The sequence below is a fragment of the Caballeronia sp. ATUFL_F1_KS39 genome (genome assembly GCF_023630985.1).
In the GTDB taxonomy this organism is placed as follows: domain Bacteria; phylum Pseudomonadota; class Gammaproteobacteria; order Burkholderiales; family Burkholderiaceae; genus Caballeronia; species Caballeronia zhejiangensis.
The window spans coordinates 109,512-127,573 of sequence record NZ_JALQDZ010000039.1 but is presented as its reverse complement, the minus strand read 5'-3'; the positions used below and the strand labels follow the sequence as shown (position 1 = coordinate 127,573).

The window sequence follows — 18,062 nt, the reverse complement described above, 5'->3', positions numbered from 1 at the left end:
GCAGTTGTGTCAGCGCCTAGGATAGGCGATTTCGTTTTGCAGGTGAGGACTGGCGTACAGGCGACCGAGGGAGTGCGACTTTATGCGCATAAAGGCGAGGCGGCGGTGCTTGTAAGACCCGCCTCGCCTAGGATGGCGGCGGCTTTATGCGCATAAAGTCGGGCACGGCCGACGCCGGCGCCGCCGGCCGGACAAGGGACCTTATGCGCATAAACCTCGGCCGAACGGCTAACGCGAGTCAGTTGTTGCGGAATATCACTGGAAAAACAACAACGACAATGTAGAATTCAACGGACTTCAAAATACGGAGTGGAACGTGGCGGCGGAAATCATAGCGATCACGCAACAAAAGGGCGGCGTCGGCAAAAGCACGATTGCGATGCATCTCGGTGCGGCCTTTCACGAAAAGAAGAAGCGTGTGCTCGTAGTCGACGCCGATGGTCAGAACACGCTGATCCATTGGTCAAGCGCCGCATCGGATGACGCAAGCGGCATCCCGTTTCCAGTCGTCAATCTCTCCGAGGCCGGCGGGCAGATTCATCGGGAAATCAAAAAGTTCGTCAACGACTACGACATCATCGTCGTGGATTGCCCGCCGTCGATCACCGAGAAGGTATCTGGCGTCGTGTTGCTGGCGGCGAGCGTCGCGGTGATTCCGACTTCGTCATCGCCGGCGGACTATTGGTCGAGCGTCGGCCTTGTCAAGCTCGTTCAGCAAGCGCAGGTGATGAACGAAGATCTGCGCGCCGTCTTTCTGCTCAACAAGACCGAAGAAAAGCGCATGCTCACGCGCGAACTCAAGGTTGCGCTCGAAGAGCTCGGCTTTCCCTTATTGAAAACGCAGATCCCAACGCGCGAGTGTTACAAGCAGGCGATGGCGCTTGGACAGACCGTGCTTCAAATGAGCGATCGCGGCTCGCGCCTCGCAGCGGCGGAAATCCGCTCGGTCGCGGACGAGATCCTCGACATGCTCTCCTGACTTTATGCGCATAAAGGACCCTGAATGAAACCGTCCCAATTTGCCAAGGGCTTCAAGGCTCGGCCCGACACGACGAGCAGCGAGAAGCGCACTGCGCTGGATCGTCTGAATGCGATCGATGGCATCGTCGACATTCAACATGTGGGGCAGGCCGCCGCGAACGGCCGATCGAGCGCCTTCGAGGCCGACGAGCCGGGCGACATCAACGCCGGACCTGAGTCCGATGAATATCGTGCGTGGCGCCGTGCAAACCGCTACACGGCCGGACAGATAATCGAGTTGCCGCTCAAGTCGATCAAGCCCAGCCCGTTCAACCCGCGCCATTTCTATCTGAAGACGTCAATCGCGGAATTGGCCGTCAATCTGGCGAAGCAGGGCCAGCAACAGGCGATTCACGTCATTCCCGATTACGAGAATCCGGGAACGTTCTTCGTCAGCGATGGCGGTCGGCGCGTGCGAGCACTGAAAGAGGCAAACAAGGAAACCGTGAAGGCAGTGGTCGTCGATCTGCCGATCGGCATTCAGAGCTACAAGCTCGGTTATGACCTGAACGTTCAGCGCGACTCGCAGACTGTTTTCGACAACGCCGTGGTCTGGCGACGCTTTCTCGACGAACAGCATTTCCAGAGCCAACGCGAACTGGCGGATCACCTCGGGCTGGACGAATCGACGATCGCCGTCGCTTTGTCGATCGCGAAGCTTCCTGAGAACGTCATGCACGAGATGGTTGCGCGGCCGGACCGATTCGGCTCGAACATGGCCTATCAGATCGTGCGCTATCACGCCGCGCGCGGCACCGACGCCACGCTGCGGCTGATCAACAAGATCACGTCGGATGACCTGAGCACGCGGCAGGTCGCCGATATCGTCAAGGGCCGCGCGAACGCTCAGGAAGCGCCGAAGACGCCTGGCCGGCAACGCTATGCGCAGCGCCTCGAAATCAAGCTGGAGGGCGTCGCAGTCGGCGATCTGAAGTCATACGGCGAAGATCGTCTCGAGTTGCGTTTGCGAGGCTTGTCGCGCGAGAAGCGCGATGAGCTACTGCATCAGATCGAACTGATGCTTCAGCCTGTCGAGACCAAGAAGTAAATGCACACGATGGCCGCCGAGATCATGGACCGGCGGCCATTTTCGAATTGGACGTTTTCGGTTGCGCGCGGAGACTTTAGCGCGATTGACTGAGCGTAAATGCCAGCAAGTCGCCATCGGTCGGCTCGCCCCACGTCTTTCGCGCCAGCCAGTCGAAGAAGGATGTTTCCGCCAGCTTCGAATCCAGTCCGCGCTTGCGCCAGTCGTCGCGCATGTGGGCACCGAGCCCCGGCAAAACGTCCTCCTCGAAGGATTGACGCGCGACCTCCCGTTCTTCCTCACCTTGCTCGTCGTACAGCACGCGCGCTTCCTTGCGGCGGTACGCCGAGAATTCGCTCAACAAGCGGGCTTTGAGATCGTCGGCGGCAGCCGGCGTGCGGGAGGCCGTACCGCTCGTTGCCGGAGGCAGCGCTTCTACCGGTGGCGCGTAGCCCTTTTTGAGCGCGTCCTTGAAAAGCGCCGCGCCGCTGCGAACCGGCGGCAAAGTCGTGCTGCGCATGCGCTGTTCGGTCATCTGCAACGCCGCGCGGATGCGGTTTTCCTCGCTGTCGGCATACAGCGTCTGCGCGTCCTTGAGCGGAATGCCAATCTTCACCATCCGATCCACCAACGTGCTGTCGAAGACGTTCGGATGTTCGTCCAGCGCGAGCATCGGCTGCTTTTGTTCGGTCACGCGGAACTGAATCTCAGCCACGCGGCGCCCTTCGCGGTGTTCCACCAGTTCGACGAAGATATTGGTCACCGCATTCACCTCGGCGATTGCGGGCCGCAGATAATCGCGTTTGAAGTATTTGTATTCGCGCTTGGCTTCGTCGCCGGCTTCGGTATCGGGCGTTCCTGAAAGAATAGGCCGCCACCATTCCCACGTCTCGCGCATCGTCAGATGGCTGGGATTCGTGAGATAGCGAACGCAAATTTCATAGAGTGCGAGGCCGGCGCTGCTGCGCAACTGACTCTGGAATTGCAGGCTCAGGCGCGCATACTGCACAGGATCCAGCAGCTTCTTTTTGATTTTCGGCGCGAATGAAAATTCGACCCAGACGCGGCGCGTCGTCGGATCTTCGAGGATTTCGGCATCGGCGATCAGCGTCGAGATGCCCCACTTGCGACCCGGCTTCTGACTCGATGTGCCGGTGCTCCATTCGACCTGCACCGACACCATGCGACGCAAATGCTCCTTCACGAGCGCAGTGTCGTTCGAGTCGAACGCCGAATTTGCGACGATATCCGACAGCAGCGCGCGATACGTGTCACCGGAGTCGTCGGCTTGTTGAGCAACGGCTAGCAGCACATTGAACAACTTTCTGGTGAGCAGCGTGATCTTGCCGCTTTTCGGCTGAATCGCAATGGCCTCGACTGCCTTGCGCAGTTCCGCCGAACTGGGGCTGACGACATCGGTTTTCTTTGCGCGCTTGGTGGCCATGAAATGGTCAAGATCAGTATTGCGAGCAAGGATACCGATTGGGGTGAAGCCCGTCTATAGGAACACCCTCACCACACAGGGGTGATTGCCAGACAGACAGCACGGCTCACTGCGGTGCGCTCCCGAAAACACTCACCGCTCACCGATCGAGGGTATCTTTTAGCTGTAGTGTCCACGCGGGTAAACGGATTGCGACAGTTTTTCGGCGCCTTCCGGGAGCTCAAGCAGTCTCCCGAATAGGCTCACCTTAAAAATTTTTTGGCTCGTTGAACGACGTGTGGCGCGGCAGAGACAGCCGAAAGTCCGTCCTCCTTCGCTTCGGCCGCGCATCGGTGCGGTGCAAAGTTATAACGGCGCGCACTCACTTCAAAAGATCGGCATCGACAGGTCCCGAAAAGTCTCACCTCATCGAGTTTTCTTCAACCCGATCGCCCCCGTTCAGCCCCGTTCTACGGGCTTCGCGCCGCCTATGGCCCCCGAAAACTATCACTTTTGACCTGCTGCACCTCATATCGCCTGTCCCGCAAATGCTCACCCTGCTGCGTCCTGCAAAGCCTCACCTTTTTTCCGTCGTCGCTCAAAAATGGTGCTCTCCCAGGCACTTATCTCGCTTTCGTCACAAAACGTGAAGAAGGTGGCTCCCGTAAATCCTCACCGACGGTTTCTTGGCACTGTCCCGCACCGACGTTCGTAGCTCCCGCATTCCCTCACCATACCGTGTTTCCGCTAAACGCAACGACAGACCATCCTGGTCTATCCACTTGTTTCTAATATGTTTTTTCATGCGCGCGATTTCTCATCTAGTGCAGCGACAGTTCTCGTACAGCGCGCGTGATCCCGGATTTCCTCACCATGCGAGGCGCATGACAGGGAAGATGGACTGAAAAAAGCAGGCGCAGACACTCCTGGAAAGGCTCACCTTAGACGCTCTCACCGGCCCTGCGAGCCCATCCAAGAAGAGACTACGGCTGCACCGAGACGTGCATCTTCCATTTCGCTCCCGGAAAAGCTCACCTCAGGCGTCGGCAGATGAAAATTTCAGCGAAAAGTAGCCTTCGCCCCCGAAAACGCTCACCTTTCTCTCGGGAATTACCCTGAAAACCCTCACCGATCGGTAAGCTTTACCCGAATCGACTCCAAAATAGTGCGATTCGCATGCTCCCGAAAATTCTCACCGAACGAAGCCGACAGACCAGGGGGGCGCCCTCGGAAATCAACGCGTTAGCGTGCGCGTGCCCCCGAATAAACTCACCCATCATTTTGGAGCCTCCCCGAACCCGCTCACGATTCTTCCCGAGAGCCCTCACCGATCATCCCGAAGCCCGTCACCGTTCGCTCCCGCAGAGCTTCACCATAGTTCCCGTACAATCTCACCTGACGTCCGGCAAAGCCTTATCCGATAAGGGTTCTGGCTGGCGTTAACGATGTTAACAAGGTTCAAAGGTGTTAACTTCTAATACTCTCTAGCGGTGCAGTGTTTTGCACGCAGTAATTAGAAAAACGAAAAGCTGCGTGAAACAGACACCCATGGCGCGTATGGGACTAAAATCCGCGACAAATCATCGACTTGCAGGGGTATCTTCAGGATGTTTCACGACGGGGGACATGTGTACCATGCCAAGTTGTCGAAAACGGCCTAAATGCTCTGTTATCGACGTTGGTGTCAATGATCGAACGAAAAACATAACGATCAACACGTAAAACGTTATGATCATCATGTTGAACTGCTAGATTTTCGCCATGGATCAATCTACTCGCGACACGCTGCGCCAAGAAATCGAAGCGATGCGCGCCACCGGCGCACGGCGGCAAGACCTCTCTCAACACGCCTGCAAGCGACTCTTCTTCGACCTGGGCGTTCGGCCCTCGGTTACGACTGTCCGCGAACTGACTCAAACCGGCAGCGCAAGCGACATCCCCAAGGACATCGAGGCGTTCTGGGCCGGTCTGCGTTCGACGTTGCGCGTTCGCATCGACGCTGGGGCGATGCCGGAATCATTGCAGGAACGTGCCGGCGAACTGCTGGCGGCTTTATATGACGAGGCTCAAACGGTCGCGCGTGCCGCCCTTAACGAGGAAAAGGCCCGTCTGGACATGGCCATCCAGGCCGCGCAAGCCCAGGCTCGCGATGCCGATATTCGTCGCGAGGCGATCGAGCGGGCTCAGCAGCGTGCCGAGGCGCGCGCCGAAGCAGGCGCTGCTCAGATCGCGGCGCTGGAAGCCGAATTGAAGACGCTGCGCAGTCAAGGCACAGACGCTCAGGCGGGCTTGCGCGAAGTCATCGCCCGATGGGAGAAGGAGAACGAGACGCTCTCGGCGCGTCTGCAGCACGAGCAGGACGCTGCGGCACGGCTGCGCGACCGCATCGACGAGCTTCAAAACGAGCTGCGCCACAGCACCGAGCACTACGCCCAGCAGATCAAGGACGCGGTCAAGGAGGCCGAACGGCGCGTGCATCCGATGCTCGTCGAACTCGACTCCCTGCGCGGCATGGCCGCCACCTATCAGACCAGCGCACGCGAAGCGAGTCAGAAGGAATTCGATTTTATTCAACAACTTAGCGCAGCCCGAAGCCGCGCCGACCGGCTCGAGTCGCAAGTGCGGGCGCAGTCCGACGAAATCGATGCGCTAGTTCTCGAGCGCGATGCACGGCGGGTTCAATCCGGTGCGAGCGCGGAAGTCGGCGCGTTGATCGCGTCGCTGGCGGCGCAGGGGCGCCTCACTTCCGCCGAGATCGCCCGCCTCGGCACGCAGATTGACGCGCACGTCGCCGCGCCAACTTCCTGTCCGGCGTGCGAGGCTGGCGAACCGGAACTGCAGCGCCACGAAGACGAATACGAGCTTTCCTGCCCGAACTGCGAGCGCACCTCCGGGGCCACGGCATCGAAGCTTGCGGCCGTCGACGAATTTATCCGGTCGGCGCGCGTCAGCACCTTGTAATCGCGCGTCGAGTGAGCGCCGGCGTCAAAGGTGAGGGTTTTCGGGATCGTCTACGGACATGTGCCGTTCCCCGTCGGCGCGCGCGTGAGCAATGTCACGCTCCCGTATTTGCTCACCCATCCATTCTTGCCAGGCACGATGCAGCCGGTGAACCGAGATCGTCTGCTGGAATCCGAGCCACTGGCCGACGCGATCGGGGTCCGTGCCATCCTCGAACAACTCCGCCGCGTACGTGTTGCGCAAGGTCTGCGGACTTGCGCGCGCGACGCGCGATGCCGCTATCCCGGATGCGGCCACGACGGCGTCGATCGCGCGCAGCATCGTCGCCTTGTGCATGGAGCGTCCCGTCGGTGCTGCCGGGAATAGCAATTCGCCTGCAAGGCCAGCCGTCTTGCGCTCGCTGATCCAGTTGTCGAGCAGTTCGACCGCGAACGGAGCGAGCCGCGCCTGCCGGATCAGCAGCGGATTCGACGCGTCGACGGTCACGTAAGGCGCGCCGGCCGCGTAGCAATCGACGGTCAATTGCGCCGCTTCGCCCGTTTTCACGCCTGCGCCGAGAAAGACGGCGACCAACGCCCGGTCGCGCCGCTCGCGCCAGCGCTGCCCGGCCGGCAAGGCGCCGATCGGAGAAAACAGATGCGCGACGAGCAGCGCGCGCTCATCGTGGGTGAGAAAGCCCGTCGGCTCGTTGTCGCGTGCCTTGCGCCATGCCGCGTCGCCGTCCTGAGCGATGAAGCGCGCCGGATTCGTCGCCGCCGATTCCACTTCCCGAACGTGATCCAGCACGCGCTCGATCAGCCGCAGATACCGCATGCGCTGCGGGCGTCGGATGTCCAGTTGCGCGACGAACTGTTCGATGACCGGACGTTGCACCGTATGCAGCGTCGCGCGTTTGGTGGCCAGCCACTCGAGAAAATTTCCCCATTGCGCGCGATACACATCGGCCGATGACGCCCTGAACGATTGCTGGGCGAGCCATGCATCGAACGCGGCGTGCGGGTCCGCCTGCCAGTCGGCGCGCTGTTGGTCGAAGAGATCGGAAGTGTTCGGCATATTGTTCGAAGGCGCGTTGCGCGCTGTATTGCACTGCGCACAGGGTCGGGCTTCGGGCGCGCGACGTCAAGCGCGTGTGTCCGCCAAAGTGTCGATAACTGTCTTGGCGGGCGTGCGTTTCGTCGACTACTGTCGTCTATACGGCTTCCTTCCATCCACGAACACAAGAGCAAAAAGGAGCGAGCGATGCCCCAGCAATCCTGGCAGGAACGTCGCGCGAATGGACGCGCCAGGCGCGAACGCACACCGCGGGCCGCGCAAGAGGCGATCGGCGATGTCGATCGCGATCCCATCGAGCTTTTGCGGACAAGCAGCAAAGGCCGCGTCGATGCGCTGATTCCCTTGCGTTACGGCCGCATGCTCGTTTCGCCGTTCACGTTTTATCGCGGCAGCGCGATCCTTCAGGCGCACGACCTGGCCGGCACACCGGACAGCGGCATCGCCATTCAGATCTGCGGCGACTGTCATCTTTCCAACTTTGGCGGCTTCGCAACGCCGGAGCGCGCGCTCATTTTCGATCTCAACGACTTCGACGAAACCGCGCCCGGTCCGTGGGAATGGGATTTGAAACGGTTGGTCGCGAGCTTCACGATCGCCGGCCGGCATCTCGGCCACGGCGATCTGGCTGCGGACGAGTTCGCGTTTGTCGCCGCGCGCAGCTATCAGACGCATCTGCGCGAGTACGCTGAAATGAGCGTGCTCGATCTCTGGTACGAGCGCATCACCTTCGATCGCATGTACCAGGCCGTGCAGAGCGAAGACGCGCGGCGGCGCATCAAGCGCGGCATCGAACGGGCTTCGCGCCGCACGCACGAAACGATGCTGCCGAAACTCGCCGACCGAACCGGCGACACGTGGCGCATTCGCGATGTGCCGCCTGCCGTGTTTCACATCCACGGCAAGAGCACGCTGATCGATAAGAACGACGGCTGGATGACGCTCAAAGCCAGTCGTGAAGATGCGCTCGCGACGCTCGTGCGCGATTATGTCGCGACGCTTACGCCGGAGCGCGCGAGATTGCTGTCGCAATTCAGCCTGCAGGATGTCGCGTTCAAGGTGGTCGGCGTGGGCAGCGTCGGCACGCGCTGCCTCGTTTTGCTGCTCACGGATCATCACGACAAGCCGCTTTTCCTGCAGATGAAGGAAGCATCGACGTCGGTCGTCGCGAGATTCACGAAACATGCGAAGCACGCCGACGATATCAAACACGACGGGCACCGCGTCGTTCACGGACAACGTCTGATGCAGGCCGCCACGGACCCGTTTCTCGGCTGGGCGACCGGACCGCTCGGGCGCACGCTCTACATCCGCCAGTTACGCGACATGAAAATTTCCGCAGAACTCGATACTTTCAGCGACGACGTCTTTCGCGAATACGCCGTGCTTTGCGGCTGGGCGCTTGCCCGCGCGCACGCGAAGTCCGGCGGATGCGCGCCGGAAATCTCGGGCTACCTGGGCAACAGCGATCGAATGGCCGAAGTTCTAGTGCGCTACGGTCGCGCCTACGCGGATCAGGTGGAAAAGGACTACGAGGTGTTTCGCGTTGCGTGCCGGGACGGCAAGCTCGAATCGCGTTCGGATGCGGACATCGCGGCGGAGTTCGCGCCGTGAAACGATCCGCTGCGCGATGACATGAACCGGGGCACGCGGGTTCAGTCGCGTGCCGCGGGGATGCGTCAATGCGCGGCGCTGACTGCTCGCGGCCGATTCTGTCGCGATGCGCGCTCGTAGGCGTCTACGGCGAAGGCGAAAACGGCGGGCAAGGCATCCGAGGATGCAACGTCGACGACGTCATCGGTTTCGGGGAAATGAAAGTGATCGGGACGCGCGAAAAGCTCGCGCAAGGCGGCTTCGTGTCGTCCCGCGAATCCGAGGTCCGCGACGGCCTCCGCCTCGATGGCATGCAACAGCCGCCAAGTCAGCGGCACTCCTTTATCGATGTAACGCCCCGCGATCTGACGCGTGATGCGCTCGAGGTCATGCACCGCGCGGGCGAACTGCCTTCTGCTCAGGTTTTCACCATTCGACTCCATGATCCACCCCTTCCGGCCGGTCTTATTGTACTGTACAAATATACAGTACTTGTTGCAATGAAAATAGCGTCGCGCTAGTCGAACCGGGTGTATGTGCGATTCCGCCTACGTGCGTTTCAGACATGCGCGGCTATGCGCGCCTGCCGACAAAGCGCATCGTTTAACCGTGCTTGGGAAACTCCTGAGCGGAACGCGCAGGCAGTTTCTGCGTTCGTTCGACGGCACCGCGCGGCCAACAGCGCTGCAAACCACGGGAGAACTGACATGAACAAGGATCAAGCCGAAGGCGTTGGCAAGCAGGTCAAGGGAAAGATCAACGAGGGCGTCGGCAAAATGACGGGGGACACGGCTCAGGAAGCCAAGGGCGACATGCAGCAAGCAGCCGGCAAGGTCCAGAAAGGCGTGGGCGATGCACGCGAGGATCTGAAGGACAGCGTGAAAAAGAACCCGTAAGACGGGCAACCGGCGCCGCGACTCCGGCGCCGCTTTGAGCGGGACGTGCTCGATGCGCGTCCCGTTTTTATTGGCGGGCGCACGGCGGCGCGCCGACTTTATGCGCAAAAAGTTCCGGACGCTCAGCGCATCAGCCGTGGATGACGACGAGCAACGCCTTGGCCTCCGCGCGCCCGACATTCCGGATCGCGTGCGCCTCGTCCGCGGCATACCGCGCGGTTTCCCCCGCCTTCAGACGACGCGTCGCACCCGACGCATCGACCTCAATGGAGCCGTTCAGCACCGTGAGATGCTCGCGCGTTAACGGTTCGTGTGCATTCGACGTGAGCGCGGCGCCCGATTGCAGCGTAAGTTCGTACCACTCGAACTTGCCGGCGAGTTCAATCGGTCCCCACACGCGCAACTGATAGCCGCCGTTGTCCCCACTCAGGGTCGGTATTTCATGCAGCCCCGAAACGCGGATCGCTTCGGCGGGCCTTTGCTGCGCGAACAATTGGTCGAGGCTGATGCCGAGCGCATTGGTCAGTCGCCACGCGACGGCGATCGTCGGATTGGCCTTGTCGCGCTCGATCTCCGACAGCATCGACTTCGACACGCCGGCCGCGCGCGACAGATCGTCGAGGGTCAGCTTCCGTTCGCTGCGCAAGCGTTGAATGATCTCTCCGACGCGCGGCGGTGTTGCGCCTGCGCCCGTCAGATCGGCTGCTTTTCCCTCTGAACCCGTGCTTGCCATGAATCGACCAATCCCGTAAAGTGTTCGGCATATCGGAAATGCGTTCGAAATATCGAACATGTCCGATGCGATGGATGCACTATAACAGGGCTAAGGACGGCGCGCGCGAGTCACGAGGCGCGGATTGCATTGGCAGGCCCAGAACAAGGATTGCGATGAAAGACCGATATCTCTCCCATTTGCGTTCGACGCTCGACGAAATTCGCGCTGCGGGGTTCTACAAGACGGAGCGCGTCATCGCGAGTCCGCAGTCGTCGGACATTCGGCTCGCGAACGGCGCGGCGGTGCTTAACTTCTGCGCGAACAACTACCTGGGTCTCGCGGACGATCGCCGGCTCATCGAGGCCGCGAAGGACGGACTGGACGCCGATGGTTTCGGCATGGCGTCCGTGCGTTTCATCTGCGGCACGCAGACCGTGCACAAGGAACTCGAACAGGCGATCGCGCGTTTTCTCGAAACGGACGACGCCATTCTTTATTCGAGTTGCTTCGATGCAAATGGCGGTCTCTTCGAAACGCTGCTGACCGAAGAAGACGCGATCATCAGCGACGAACTGAATCACGCCAGCATCATCGACGGCGTGCGGCTCTCGAAGGCCCGGCGTCTGCGCTATAAGAACAACGACCTCGCCGATCTGGAAGCGCGTCTTCAGGAAGCCGATGCAGCCGGCGCACGCTTCAAGCTGATCGCGACCGACGGGGTTTTTTCGATGGACGGCATCATCGCCAACCTTTCCGGCATCTGCGATCTCGCTGACCGTTACGGTGCGCTCGTCATGGTCGACGATTCGCACGCCGTCGGCTTCATCGGCGAGAACGGGCGCGGAACCCCGGAGCACTGCGGCGTGCTGGATCGCGTCGACATCATTACCGGCACGCTCGGCAAGGCGCTTGGCGGCGCGTCAGGCGGCTATGTCGCCGCGCATAAGGAAGTCATCGATTTGCTGCGTCAGCGCAGCCGGCCGTATCTTTTCTCGAACACGTTGGCACCGAACATCGCCGCGGCATCGCTGAAAGTGCTTGAACTGCTCGCGAGCGACGAAGGCGCGACGTTGCGCCGGCGCGTCCGCGAGAACGGGGCGCACTTCCGCAAGGCGATGTCCGCGCTCGGCTTCGATCTTGTCCCCGGTGAACATCCGATCATTCCGGTCATGCTGGGCGACGCTCAACTCGCGTCGAAGATGGCTGATGCGCTGCTCGACGAAGGCGTCTATGTGATTGGCTTCTCCTACCCTGTGGTGCCGAAAGGACGCGCGCGCATCCGGACGCAGATGAGCGCGGCACACACGCCGGAGCAGATCGATCGCGCAGTCGATGCGTTCGCTCGCGTCGGCCGATCCCTCGGCGTCATTGGCTGACTTTATGCGCATAAAGGCCCGCGACCTTCGAAGCAGCATCATCAAGACCAAACGCCAGGATCAAACGCAATGAAAGCCCTCGCCAAACTCGAACGCGCACCCGGCCTCACCCTGACGCGCGTGAAGCGACCCGAAGTCGGTCACAACGACGTCCTCATCCGCATCCGCAAGACGGCGATCTGCGGCACCGACATCCACATCTGGAAATGGGACGAATGGGCGCAGAAGACGATTCCGGTGCCGATGCATGTCGGTCACGAGTACGTCGGCGAGATCGTGGAGATGGGACAGGAAGTACGCGGCTTCGCCATCGGCGACCGCGTGTCGGGCGAAGGCCATATCACATGCGGTTTTTGTCGTAACTGCCGCGCGGGCCGTCGTCACCTGTGCCGCAACACGGTCGGCGTGGGCGTGAATCGTGAAGGCGCATTTGCGGAGTTTCTCGTGATCCCGGCGTTCAACGCGTTCAAGATTCCGCCTGACATTTCCGACGATCTCGCTGCGATCTTCGATCCGTTCGGCAACGCGACGCACACTGCCCTCTCGTTCAATCTCGTCGGCGAGGATGTGCTGATTACCGGCGCCGGGCCGATCGGCGTGATGGCTGCGGCGATCGCGCGGCACGTCGGCGCGCGCAACGTCGTCATCACCGACGTGAACGACTATCGGCTCGAACTTGCCCGCAAGATGGGCGCGACGCGCGCGGTCAACGTGGCGAACGAAAACCTGCGCGACGTGATGAGCGAACTCGGCATGACCGAAGGATTCGACGTGGGCCTTGAAATGTCCGGCGTGCCGAGCGCATTCACGGCGATGCTCGAATCGATGAATCACGGCGGCAAGGTCGCACTGCTCGGCATTCCGCCGGCGCAGACCGCCATCGACTGGAATCAGGTGATTTTCAAGGGACTCGAAATCAAGGGCATCTACGGACGCGAGATGTTCGAGACCTGGTACAAGATGGTCGCGATGCTGCAAAGCGGCCTCGATCTCTCCCCGATCCTCACGCACACGTTTCCCGTCGACGACTATCAGCGCGCATTCGACACGATGCTTTCCGGCAACAGCGGCAAGGTCGTGCTCGACTGGACCGCCGTCGCGGCCTGAGCGGCACGCATCACGGCGCGTTGTCCGCAGACGCCTTCGAAAATTCGGCCTGAATGGCGACGTGCACATCGTCGCCGACGGCCGGATACCACGTCGTCAGTCCGAACTGAGCGCGGCTGAAATGTCCGTCGGCGGAGAAGCCCAGCGTTTCCTGCTTCGTGAGCGGATTGACCGCGTGTCCGTTGAACGTCACGTTGAGCGTGACCGGCTTCGTCGTGCCGCGTATCGTCAGATCGCCCGTCAATATGCCCTTGTCTTCGCCGGTGCGTTGAAACGCCGTGCTGACGAAAACGATGTCCGGATAACGCGCGCCATCGAACATGTCCGGCCCTTTCAGCATGCGATCGAGCAGCGGCACATTGGTGTTGACGCTGGACGCGTCGATTCGCGCGCGTACCGAGCTTCCGGACATTCCGTCCGCGTTCCAGTCGAGTTGCGCCGTGGTCTTATCGAATCGGATGACGAAGCGCGAGTAGTGGAAATGATCGACGTCGAAACTCACGTTCCAGTGATGCGGATCGAGCTGATAACGTCCTGCCGGCACGCTCGATTCACTCGACGAAACGTGATGCGTCACGACCTGAAGCGGCGTGCACGCCGTCAATGCGATCGCCGCGAGAAAAAGAACGAGACGCTTATAAGCCTTCATCGCGCATTGCCTCGAAAACAAAAATAGAACGTCGACAAGTTTCGCCGAGATCATCCGAACGCGCGCAAGCCGTCACGGACTTTTCGTCAGCACACACGAAAATGTCGCGATCGGGTAGAGTTCGCCTCGACCTACATCTCAAAAAAGCGGCGCCACCGTACGCGCGTTGGCGGATAAAACATGTGCACATGGCTGTCCCGATTCCGAACGTTTCGCGCGCACTTGTCGGCGGTTGCCGCGCTCGTCGCGCTGGGCTGGACGCCCGCCGCGCACGCAAGCTGGTGCGGCGACGGTCTCTGGCTCGACGCGATGGTCGCTTCGCATCACTTTCACCCGGACAAGGACTTCGAGCAATTCAATCCGGGCATCGGCGTGGAATGCTGGGTCGCGCCGCAATGGGCGGTGACAGGCGGCTACTTTCGCAATTCGCTGTCGAAGCCGTCGTTCTACGGCGGCGGCGTGTGGGGACCGGACTTCCTTCACTGGAATTACATCAGGCTCGCAGTCATGGGCGGGCTCATCTCCGGCTACGACTACGGCAGCTACGGCCTCGGCCATAACCATACGGTCGGTCCGGTTGCCGCGCCGCTCATCATGCTGGAATACAAGCGCGTCGGCGCGAACATCATCCTGATTCCGCCGATCCCTTCGAGCGATCTTCCGTTCACGCTTGGGTTCATGCTCAGAATGCGATTCTGAACATCGTGCGGGCTTTGTGGTTTGTGACGTACTCCCGAGCTCCAGACGACTGAACGAGAATCCAGCTAACGCCTTCGCGGCCGAGGCAAACCGGCGACGCTGTCAGGCGCGCCGCGCATGCGTTCATTACACCAGCGTTGGCGGCCCAACGATTGCTGAGGGGTGCGATGTGACGCATCGTGCACAGCAGACAAGAGAAAAGAATCAGCACGTAGACGAAAGAAAACGCCGCACGCATGGCTCATCGTCATAGGCCCGGCTTTGGCTCGCTACGCGATGCCGGCGTCACTCCGTGCCCGAGTCTCTCTGCGACCCTATCCATGAGCAAGCCAACCCAGATTCGCATGAAGCTCGACGAATATCGGCTGCAATGGCGCGTGCTGACCTTCTACGAGCGCTTCGAGCAGATCATCGCCCACATCCTGAGCGTCGTGATCTCGGTGATCATCGTCGTATCGCTGTGGCAGTTGATTCGGGCGGTCATAGCGCTGACGCTGTCGGGGGCGCTCGATCCGCTGGATCATGCGATCTTTCAGGCGGTTTTCGGCATGGTGATGACGTTGTTGATCGCGATGGAATTCAAGCATTCGATCACTCGCGTCATGTTAAGACGCGATCACATCGTGCAGGTCAAGACAGTGCTTCTCGTGGCGATGCTCGCGATAGCGCGCAAGTTCATCATCCTTGATCCAGCCACGGACCCGGGCCGCATTGCCGCACTGGCGGCCGCGCTGATCGCGCTCGGCAGCGTCTACTGGCTAATGCGGCAACGCGACGATCCCGTCGATGCGGCGATTGCAGAGCGCGCCGCGCGGGATCGCGAAAAGCGCGATTGATATTCTGTTGGCGTGCTGCCGATGCTTTCAGCGTCAATCTGGCAGCACGAACTCGGTACGCATGTCTTCGATCACCTTCTCGACGTGATGTACATAGTCCGCACCGAGGTCGTTGAGCGGCACGATGTTCCAGTTGCGGCCGGATGCGTCGGGCGGATGCCGCTCTGGCAGCGGTATGCGCACGCGCAAGGCTCCCGGCGCGTCAGCGGAGATTTTGGCCATGCGGCTTTGCAGTTCGTCGCGAATCTGCTCAGGGGTTCGAACGGTTTTCGGCATGGGTCTGCCTCCTTCGCTTGCACGTCTGGATCGTGACTGGTTGGGCGCAGACGTTGGACGCATGCACCGACGCCTCTTTGAAGTTTAGTCGCTAATTCGGATAGGCATCGACTGATGCAATGATCGTCCAGAAAAAGTGAGTGCATTCCTCCTCACAGCCCCGATTCTCGCTGTCTATTCCACGAATCCGGAATCTCCTTGAAGCGCACCAGCCTCACTGTCCCCGCGCCGCGTGCCGCAAGCACTCCAGCATCAACGTCGCAGCGGGCGTCAGCGGACTGTCCCTGCGCGTCACGATTCGCACCGACACGGCAGGCAACGGATCAACGATAGGAAAGATCGCGAGCCCTTCGCCGACCCATGGATGTTCCAGCAACGCGGCGGGCATCGCGGCGAGCGCATCCGAGCCACGCAACAACCCGTGCGCGATGATGAAGCTCGGACATTCGATCACGCGTTTGGGCACCATCAGACCGCGCTCGGCGTACGAATCGAGCAGCGCCTGCGTCGAACTTTCCGGCGACGGATTCAGCAGCCACTCCGCATCCGACAACTCCGCGAGCGACGTGCAGTGCCGCAACGGATGATCCGCGCGCCCGACGATCGCCGAGCGGCTCTCGTACAGCTCGATGTGATCGAACTCCGGCGCGAGATGTTCGGGCACGACGACCGCCACGACGAAGTCCAGCGAACCATCGCGCAGACGCGGCATCGCGACGCCCGGAAAGCCTTCGATGAAACTCACGCGCGCGTCCGGCATCTGCTTGCGAAACGCCCGATACGCCTGCGGCAATATCGATAGCGCGGCAGTCGGCGTGACGGCCGCGCTCACGCTGCCCGCGCCGGCGCCTTTCATCTGCGCGATGTCGTCTTCCGCGCGGCGCATTTCGCTGACGATCAGATGCGCCCGCACGCGCAACTGCTGCCCGAACGCCGTCAGTTGCACGCCGCGCGCGGTGCGCAACACGAGCGGTACGCCCAGATCCTGTTCCAGTTCCTTGATCGCTTTAGTCAGCGCCGCTTGCGACAAATGAAGGCTGCGCGCGGCCGCGCGAATGCTGCCTTGCTCGGCGGTCGTCAGGAAAGCGCGCAACTGGTGATATTTCATGCTCATGGCCGACATCCTAGGGTTATCGCCGACAACCAATAGTCATCACGCAATAAATTTACCGTCTTTTGGTTTGCTTATCGGTTTATATGCTTGGCACACATCGAATCGCATCGAGCAAGGAGCGTCATATGTTGTCAGTCGAGCCCGTCATCCCCGGCATTGCCGCCATCGCATCGGAATTCGTCGATGTGCGCCGGCGCATTCACGCGCATCCGGAACTTGCGTATGAGGAAACGCAAACCAGCGATCTCGTCGCGGGATTGCTCGCGCAATGGGGCTACGAAGTGCATCGCGGGCTGGGCAAGACGGGCGTCGTCGGCGTGTTGACGGAAGGCGAGGGCGGCAAGCGCATCGCACTGCGCGCCGACATGGACGCGTTGCCGATCGAGGAAGCCACCGGCCTGCCGTATTCCAGCAAACACGCGCGCACGATGCACGCATGCGGCCACGACGGCCACACCGCGATGCTTCTGTGCGCCGCGCGCCATCTCGCCGAAAGCCGCCAGTTCTCGGGCACGCTGATCGTGATTTTCCAGCCCGCCGAGGAAGGCGAGGCGGGCGCGCGCGCGATGATCGAAGACGGTCTCTTCGAAAAATTCCCGTGCGACGCCGTGTTCGGCCTGCACAACATGCCCGGCCTGCCCGCGGGCGACATGTTCTTCACGCCGGGTCCGGGCATGGCGTCGTCGGATCGCGTGAACATCACCGTGCGCGGCGTCGGCGGACATGGCGCGATGCCGCACGTCGCATGCGATCCGATGCCCGCGGTCGCATCGATCATGCTCGGTCTCAACAGCATCGTCGCGCGCGAAGTGGATGCGCAGAAATCCGCGGTCGTCACCGTCGGCAGCGTGCAGGCGGGCGAGGCGTGCAACGTGATCCCCGAGACCGCGCTGATGAAGCTCTCCGTGCGCGCGCTCGACGCGGGCGTGCGCAAGCAGCTTCAGGAGCGCATCACCGCGCTCGTGAACGCGCAGGCATTGGCGTTCGGCTGCACGGCCGACATCGACTACGAACTCGGCTATCCGGTGCTCGTGAATCACGCGGAACCGACCGCCTTCGCCACCGATGTCGCGACGAAAATGCTCGGCGCGCAACGCGTCGATCCGGCCGCGCGTCCGCTGATGGGCAGCGAAGACTTCGCCTTCATGCTCGAAGCGTGCCCCGGCACGTATGCGTGGATCGGCAACGGCACCGGCTCGAAGGGCGGCTGCATGGTGCACAACCCCGGCTACGATTTCAACGACGACATCCTCGCGATCGGCGCGAGCTACTGGGTGCGCCTGGCCGAAGCCTGGCTCGCCGACTGATCCTTCGGAATCC

General features: G+C 61.2%; 16 protein-coding genes and 2 pseudogenes. 11 read left to right on the top strand and 7 right to left on the bottom strand.

Annotated features, from left to right (window positions below):
* The first annotated feature begins 316 nt into the window (after positions 1 to 316).
* The 3 genes and pseudogenes from parA to NCR93_RS20170 form a co-directional block, all read left to right on the top strand.
* Positions 317 to 979 (top strand): ParA family partition ATPase, encoded by a 663-nt coding sequence (gene parA, locus NCR93_RS20175; protein ID WP_175982366.1) that lies wholly within the window; start codon positions 317 to 319, stop codon positions 977 to 979.
* A 24-nt stretch (positions 980 to 1,003) separates the two neighbouring features.
* Positions 1,004 to 1,109: pseudogene (locus tag NCR93_RS32140) on the top strand (ParB/RepB/Spo0J family partition protein); the annotation flags it as partial.
* A 77-nt stretch (positions 1,110 to 1,186) separates the two neighbouring features.
* A pseudogene (locus NCR93_RS20170) lies at positions 1,187 to 2,068 on the top strand (ParB/RepB/Spo0J family partition protein); the annotation flags it as partial.
* A 76-nt stretch (positions 2,069 to 2,144) separates the two neighbouring features.
* Here NCR93_RS20170 and NCR93_RS20165 read toward each other — a convergent pair.
* On the bottom strand, positions 2,145 to 3,491 hold the full coding sequence (locus NCR93_RS20165) for a replication initiation protein (protein WP_008354205.1): 1,347 nt from the start codon (positions 3,489 to 3,491) through the stop codon (positions 2,145 to 2,147).
* A gap of 1,740 nt (positions 3,492 to 5,231) precedes the next feature.
* On the opposite strand from NCR93_RS20165, the gene NCR93_RS20160 reads away from it, so the two are divergent.
* On the top strand, positions 5,232 to 6,431 hold the full coding sequence (locus NCR93_RS20160; protein WP_175982364.1) for a DNA-binding protein: 1,200 nt from the start codon (positions 5,232 to 5,234) through the stop codon (positions 6,429 to 6,431).
* 24 nt (positions 6,432 to 6,455) lie between these two features.
* Here NCR93_RS20160 and NCR93_RS20155 read toward each other — a convergent pair whose 3' ends face one another.
* Positions 6,456 to 7,484 (bottom strand): tyrosine-type recombinase/integrase, encoded by a 1,029-nt coding sequence (locus NCR93_RS20155; RefSeq protein WP_008354208.1) that lies wholly within the window; start codon positions 7,482 to 7,484, stop codon positions 6,456 to 6,458.
* A gap of 186 nt (positions 7,485 to 7,670) precedes the next feature.
* Between NCR93_RS20155 and NCR93_RS20150 the strand changes: the two genes are divergently transcribed.
* On the top strand, positions 7,671 to 9,095 hold the full coding sequence (locus NCR93_RS20150) for a DUF2252 domain-containing protein (protein ID WP_175982363.1): 1,425 nt from the start codon (positions 7,671 to 7,673) through the stop codon (positions 9,093 to 9,095).
* Between the two features lie 65 nt (positions 9,096 to 9,160).
* Here the strand turns inward: NCR93_RS20150 and NCR93_RS20145 are convergent, their stop codons facing one another.
* A complete protein-coding gene (locus NCR93_RS20145) occupies positions 9,161 to 9,517 on the bottom strand; it encodes a DUF2471 family protein (RefSeq protein WP_175982362.1) in 357 nt (118 codons plus the stop codon).
* 264 nt (positions 9,518 to 9,781) lie between these two features.
* Here NCR93_RS20145 and NCR93_RS20140 point away from each other — a divergent pair, with 264 nt between their 5' ends.
* Complete coding sequence (locus tag NCR93_RS20140; RefSeq protein ID WP_008354211.1) at positions 9,782 to 9,970, top strand: CsbD family protein; 189 nt, start codon at positions 9,782 to 9,784, stop codon at positions 9,968 to 9,970.
* A gap of 130 nt (positions 9,971 to 10,100) precedes the next feature.
* Here NCR93_RS20140 and NCR93_RS20135 read toward each other — a convergent pair whose 3' ends face one another.
* Positions 10,101 to 10,703: a helix-turn-helix domain-containing protein gene (locus NCR93_RS20135; RefSeq protein ID WP_175982389.1), complete on the bottom strand. Its 603-nt coding sequence runs from the start codon at positions 10,701 to 10,703 to the stop codon at positions 10,101 to 10,103.
* 155 nt (positions 10,704 to 10,858) lie between these two features.
* On the opposite strand from NCR93_RS20135, the gene NCR93_RS20130 reads away from it, so the two are divergent.
* Positions 10,859 to 12,061, top strand: a complete 1,203-nt coding sequence (locus NCR93_RS20130) for a glycine C-acetyltransferase (RefSeq protein WP_008354213.1) — start codon at positions 10,859 to 10,861, stop codon at positions 12,059 to 12,061.
* Positions 12,062 to 12,130: 69 nt separating this feature from the next.
* Positions 12,131 to 13,168, top strand: a complete 1,038-nt coding sequence (gene tdh / locus NCR93_RS20125; RefSeq protein ID WP_008354214.1) for an L-threonine 3-dehydrogenase — start codon at positions 12,131 to 12,133, stop codon at positions 13,166 to 13,168.
* 10 nt (positions 13,169 to 13,178) lie between these two features.
* Here the strand turns inward: tdh and NCR93_RS20120 are convergent, their stop codons facing one another.
* On the bottom strand, positions 13,179 to 13,817 hold the full coding sequence (locus NCR93_RS20120; RefSeq protein ID WP_034472270.1) for a YceI family protein: 639 nt from the start codon (positions 13,815 to 13,817) through the stop codon (positions 13,179 to 13,181).
* A gap of 180 nt (positions 13,818 to 13,997) precedes the next feature.
* Between NCR93_RS20120 and NCR93_RS20115 the strand changes: the two genes are divergently transcribed.
* Together NCR93_RS20115 and NCR93_RS20110 are read left to right on the top strand one after the other, a co-directional pair.
* On the top strand, positions 13,998 to 14,516 hold the full coding sequence (locus NCR93_RS20115) for a hypothetical protein (RefSeq protein WP_175982361.1): 519 nt from the start codon (positions 13,998 to 14,000) through the stop codon (positions 14,514 to 14,516).
* A 344-nt stretch (positions 14,517 to 14,860) separates the two neighbouring features.
* A complete protein-coding gene (locus NCR93_RS20110) occupies positions 14,861 to 15,352 on the top strand; it encodes a phosphate-starvation-inducible PsiE family protein (protein ID WP_008354218.1) in 492 nt (163 codons plus the stop codon).
* 33 nt (positions 15,353 to 15,385) lie between these two features.
* Here the strand turns inward: NCR93_RS20110 and NCR93_RS20105 are convergent, their stop codons facing one another.
* Positions 15,386 to 15,628 carry a hypothetical protein gene (locus NCR93_RS20105; protein ID WP_008354219.1) on the bottom strand — a complete coding sequence of 81 codons (243 nt, stop codon included), beginning with the start codon at positions 15,626 to 15,628 and terminating at the stop codon, positions 15,386 to 15,388.
* Between the two features lie 214 nt (positions 15,629 to 15,842).
* Complete coding sequence (locus NCR93_RS20100; RefSeq protein WP_033535848.1) at positions 15,843 to 16,736, bottom strand: LysR substrate-binding domain-containing protein; 894 nt, start codon at positions 16,734 to 16,736, stop codon at positions 15,843 to 15,845.
* Positions 16,737 to 16,867: 131 nt separating this feature from the next.
* On the opposite strand from NCR93_RS20100, the gene NCR93_RS20095 reads away from it, so the two are divergent.
* On the top strand, positions 16,868 to 18,049 hold the full coding sequence (locus tag NCR93_RS20095; protein ID WP_175982360.1) for a M20 aminoacylase family protein: 1,182 nt from the start codon (positions 16,868 to 16,870) through the stop codon (positions 18,047 to 18,049).
* The last annotated feature ends 13 nt before the right edge of the window (positions 18,050 to 18,062 follow it).

What these genes read in the sequence shown, in the direction of transcription:
- NCR93_RS20100 (WP_033535848.1), bottom strand. Translation starts at nt 16,736, where the DNA reads ATGAAATATCACCAGTTGCGCGCTTTCCTGACGACCGCCGAGCAAGGC.
- NCR93_RS20145 (WP_175982362.1), bottom strand. Translation starts at nt 9,517, where the DNA reads ATGGAGTCGAATGGTGAAAACCTGAGCAGAAGGCAGTTCGCCCGCGCG.
- NCR93_RS20160 (WP_175982364.1), top strand. Translation starts at nt 5,232, where the DNA reads ATGGATCAATCTACTCGCGACACGCTGCGCCAAGAAATCGAAGCGATG.
- NCR93_RS20140 (WP_008354211.1), top strand. Translation starts at nt 9,782, where the DNA reads ATGAACAAGGATCAAGCCGAAGGCGTTGGCAAGCAGGTCAAGGGAAAG.
- NCR93_RS20095 (WP_175982360.1), top strand. Translation starts at nt 16,868, where the DNA reads ATGTTGTCAGTCGAGCCCGTCATCCCCGGCATTGCCGCCATCGCATCG.
- NCR93_RS20135 (WP_175982389.1), bottom strand. Translation starts at nt 10,703, where the DNA reads ATGGCAAGCACGGGTTCAGAGGGAAAAGCAGCCGATCTGACGGGCGCA.
- NCR93_RS20120 (WP_034472270.1), bottom strand. Translation starts at nt 13,817, where the DNA reads ATGAAGGCTTATAAGCGTCTCGTTCTTTTTCTCGCGGCGATCGCATTG.
- NCR93_RS20105 (WP_008354219.1), bottom strand. Translation starts at nt 15,628, where the DNA reads ATGCCGAAAACCGTTCGAACCCCTGAGCAGATTCGCGACGAACTGCAA.
- tdh (WP_008354214.1), top strand. Translation starts at nt 12,131, where the DNA reads ATGAAAGCCCTCGCCAAACTCGAACGCGCACCCGGCCTCACCCTGACG.
- NCR93_RS20155 (WP_008354208.1), bottom strand. Translation starts at nt 7,484, where the DNA reads ATGCCGAACACTTCCGATCTCTTCGACCAACAGCGCGCCGACTGGCAG.
- NCR93_RS20115 (WP_175982361.1), top strand. Translation starts at nt 13,998, where the DNA reads ATGTGCACATGGCTGTCCCGATTCCGAACGTTTCGCGCGCACTTGTCG.
- NCR93_RS20150 (WP_175982363.1), top strand. Translation starts at nt 7,671, where the DNA reads ATGCCCCAGCAATCCTGGCAGGAACGTCGCGCGAATGGACGCGCCAGG.
- NCR93_RS20165 (WP_008354205.1), bottom strand. Translation starts at nt 3,491, where the DNA reads ATGGCCACCAAGCGCGCAAAGAAAACCGATGTCGTCAGCCCCAGTTCG.
- NCR93_RS20110 (WP_008354218.1), top strand. Translation starts at nt 14,861, where the DNA reads ATGAAGCTCGACGAATATCGGCTGCAATGGCGCGTGCTGACCTTCTAC.
- NCR93_RS20130 (WP_008354213.1), top strand. Translation starts at nt 10,859, where the DNA reads ATGAAAGACCGATATCTCTCCCATTTGCGTTCGACGCTCGACGAAATT.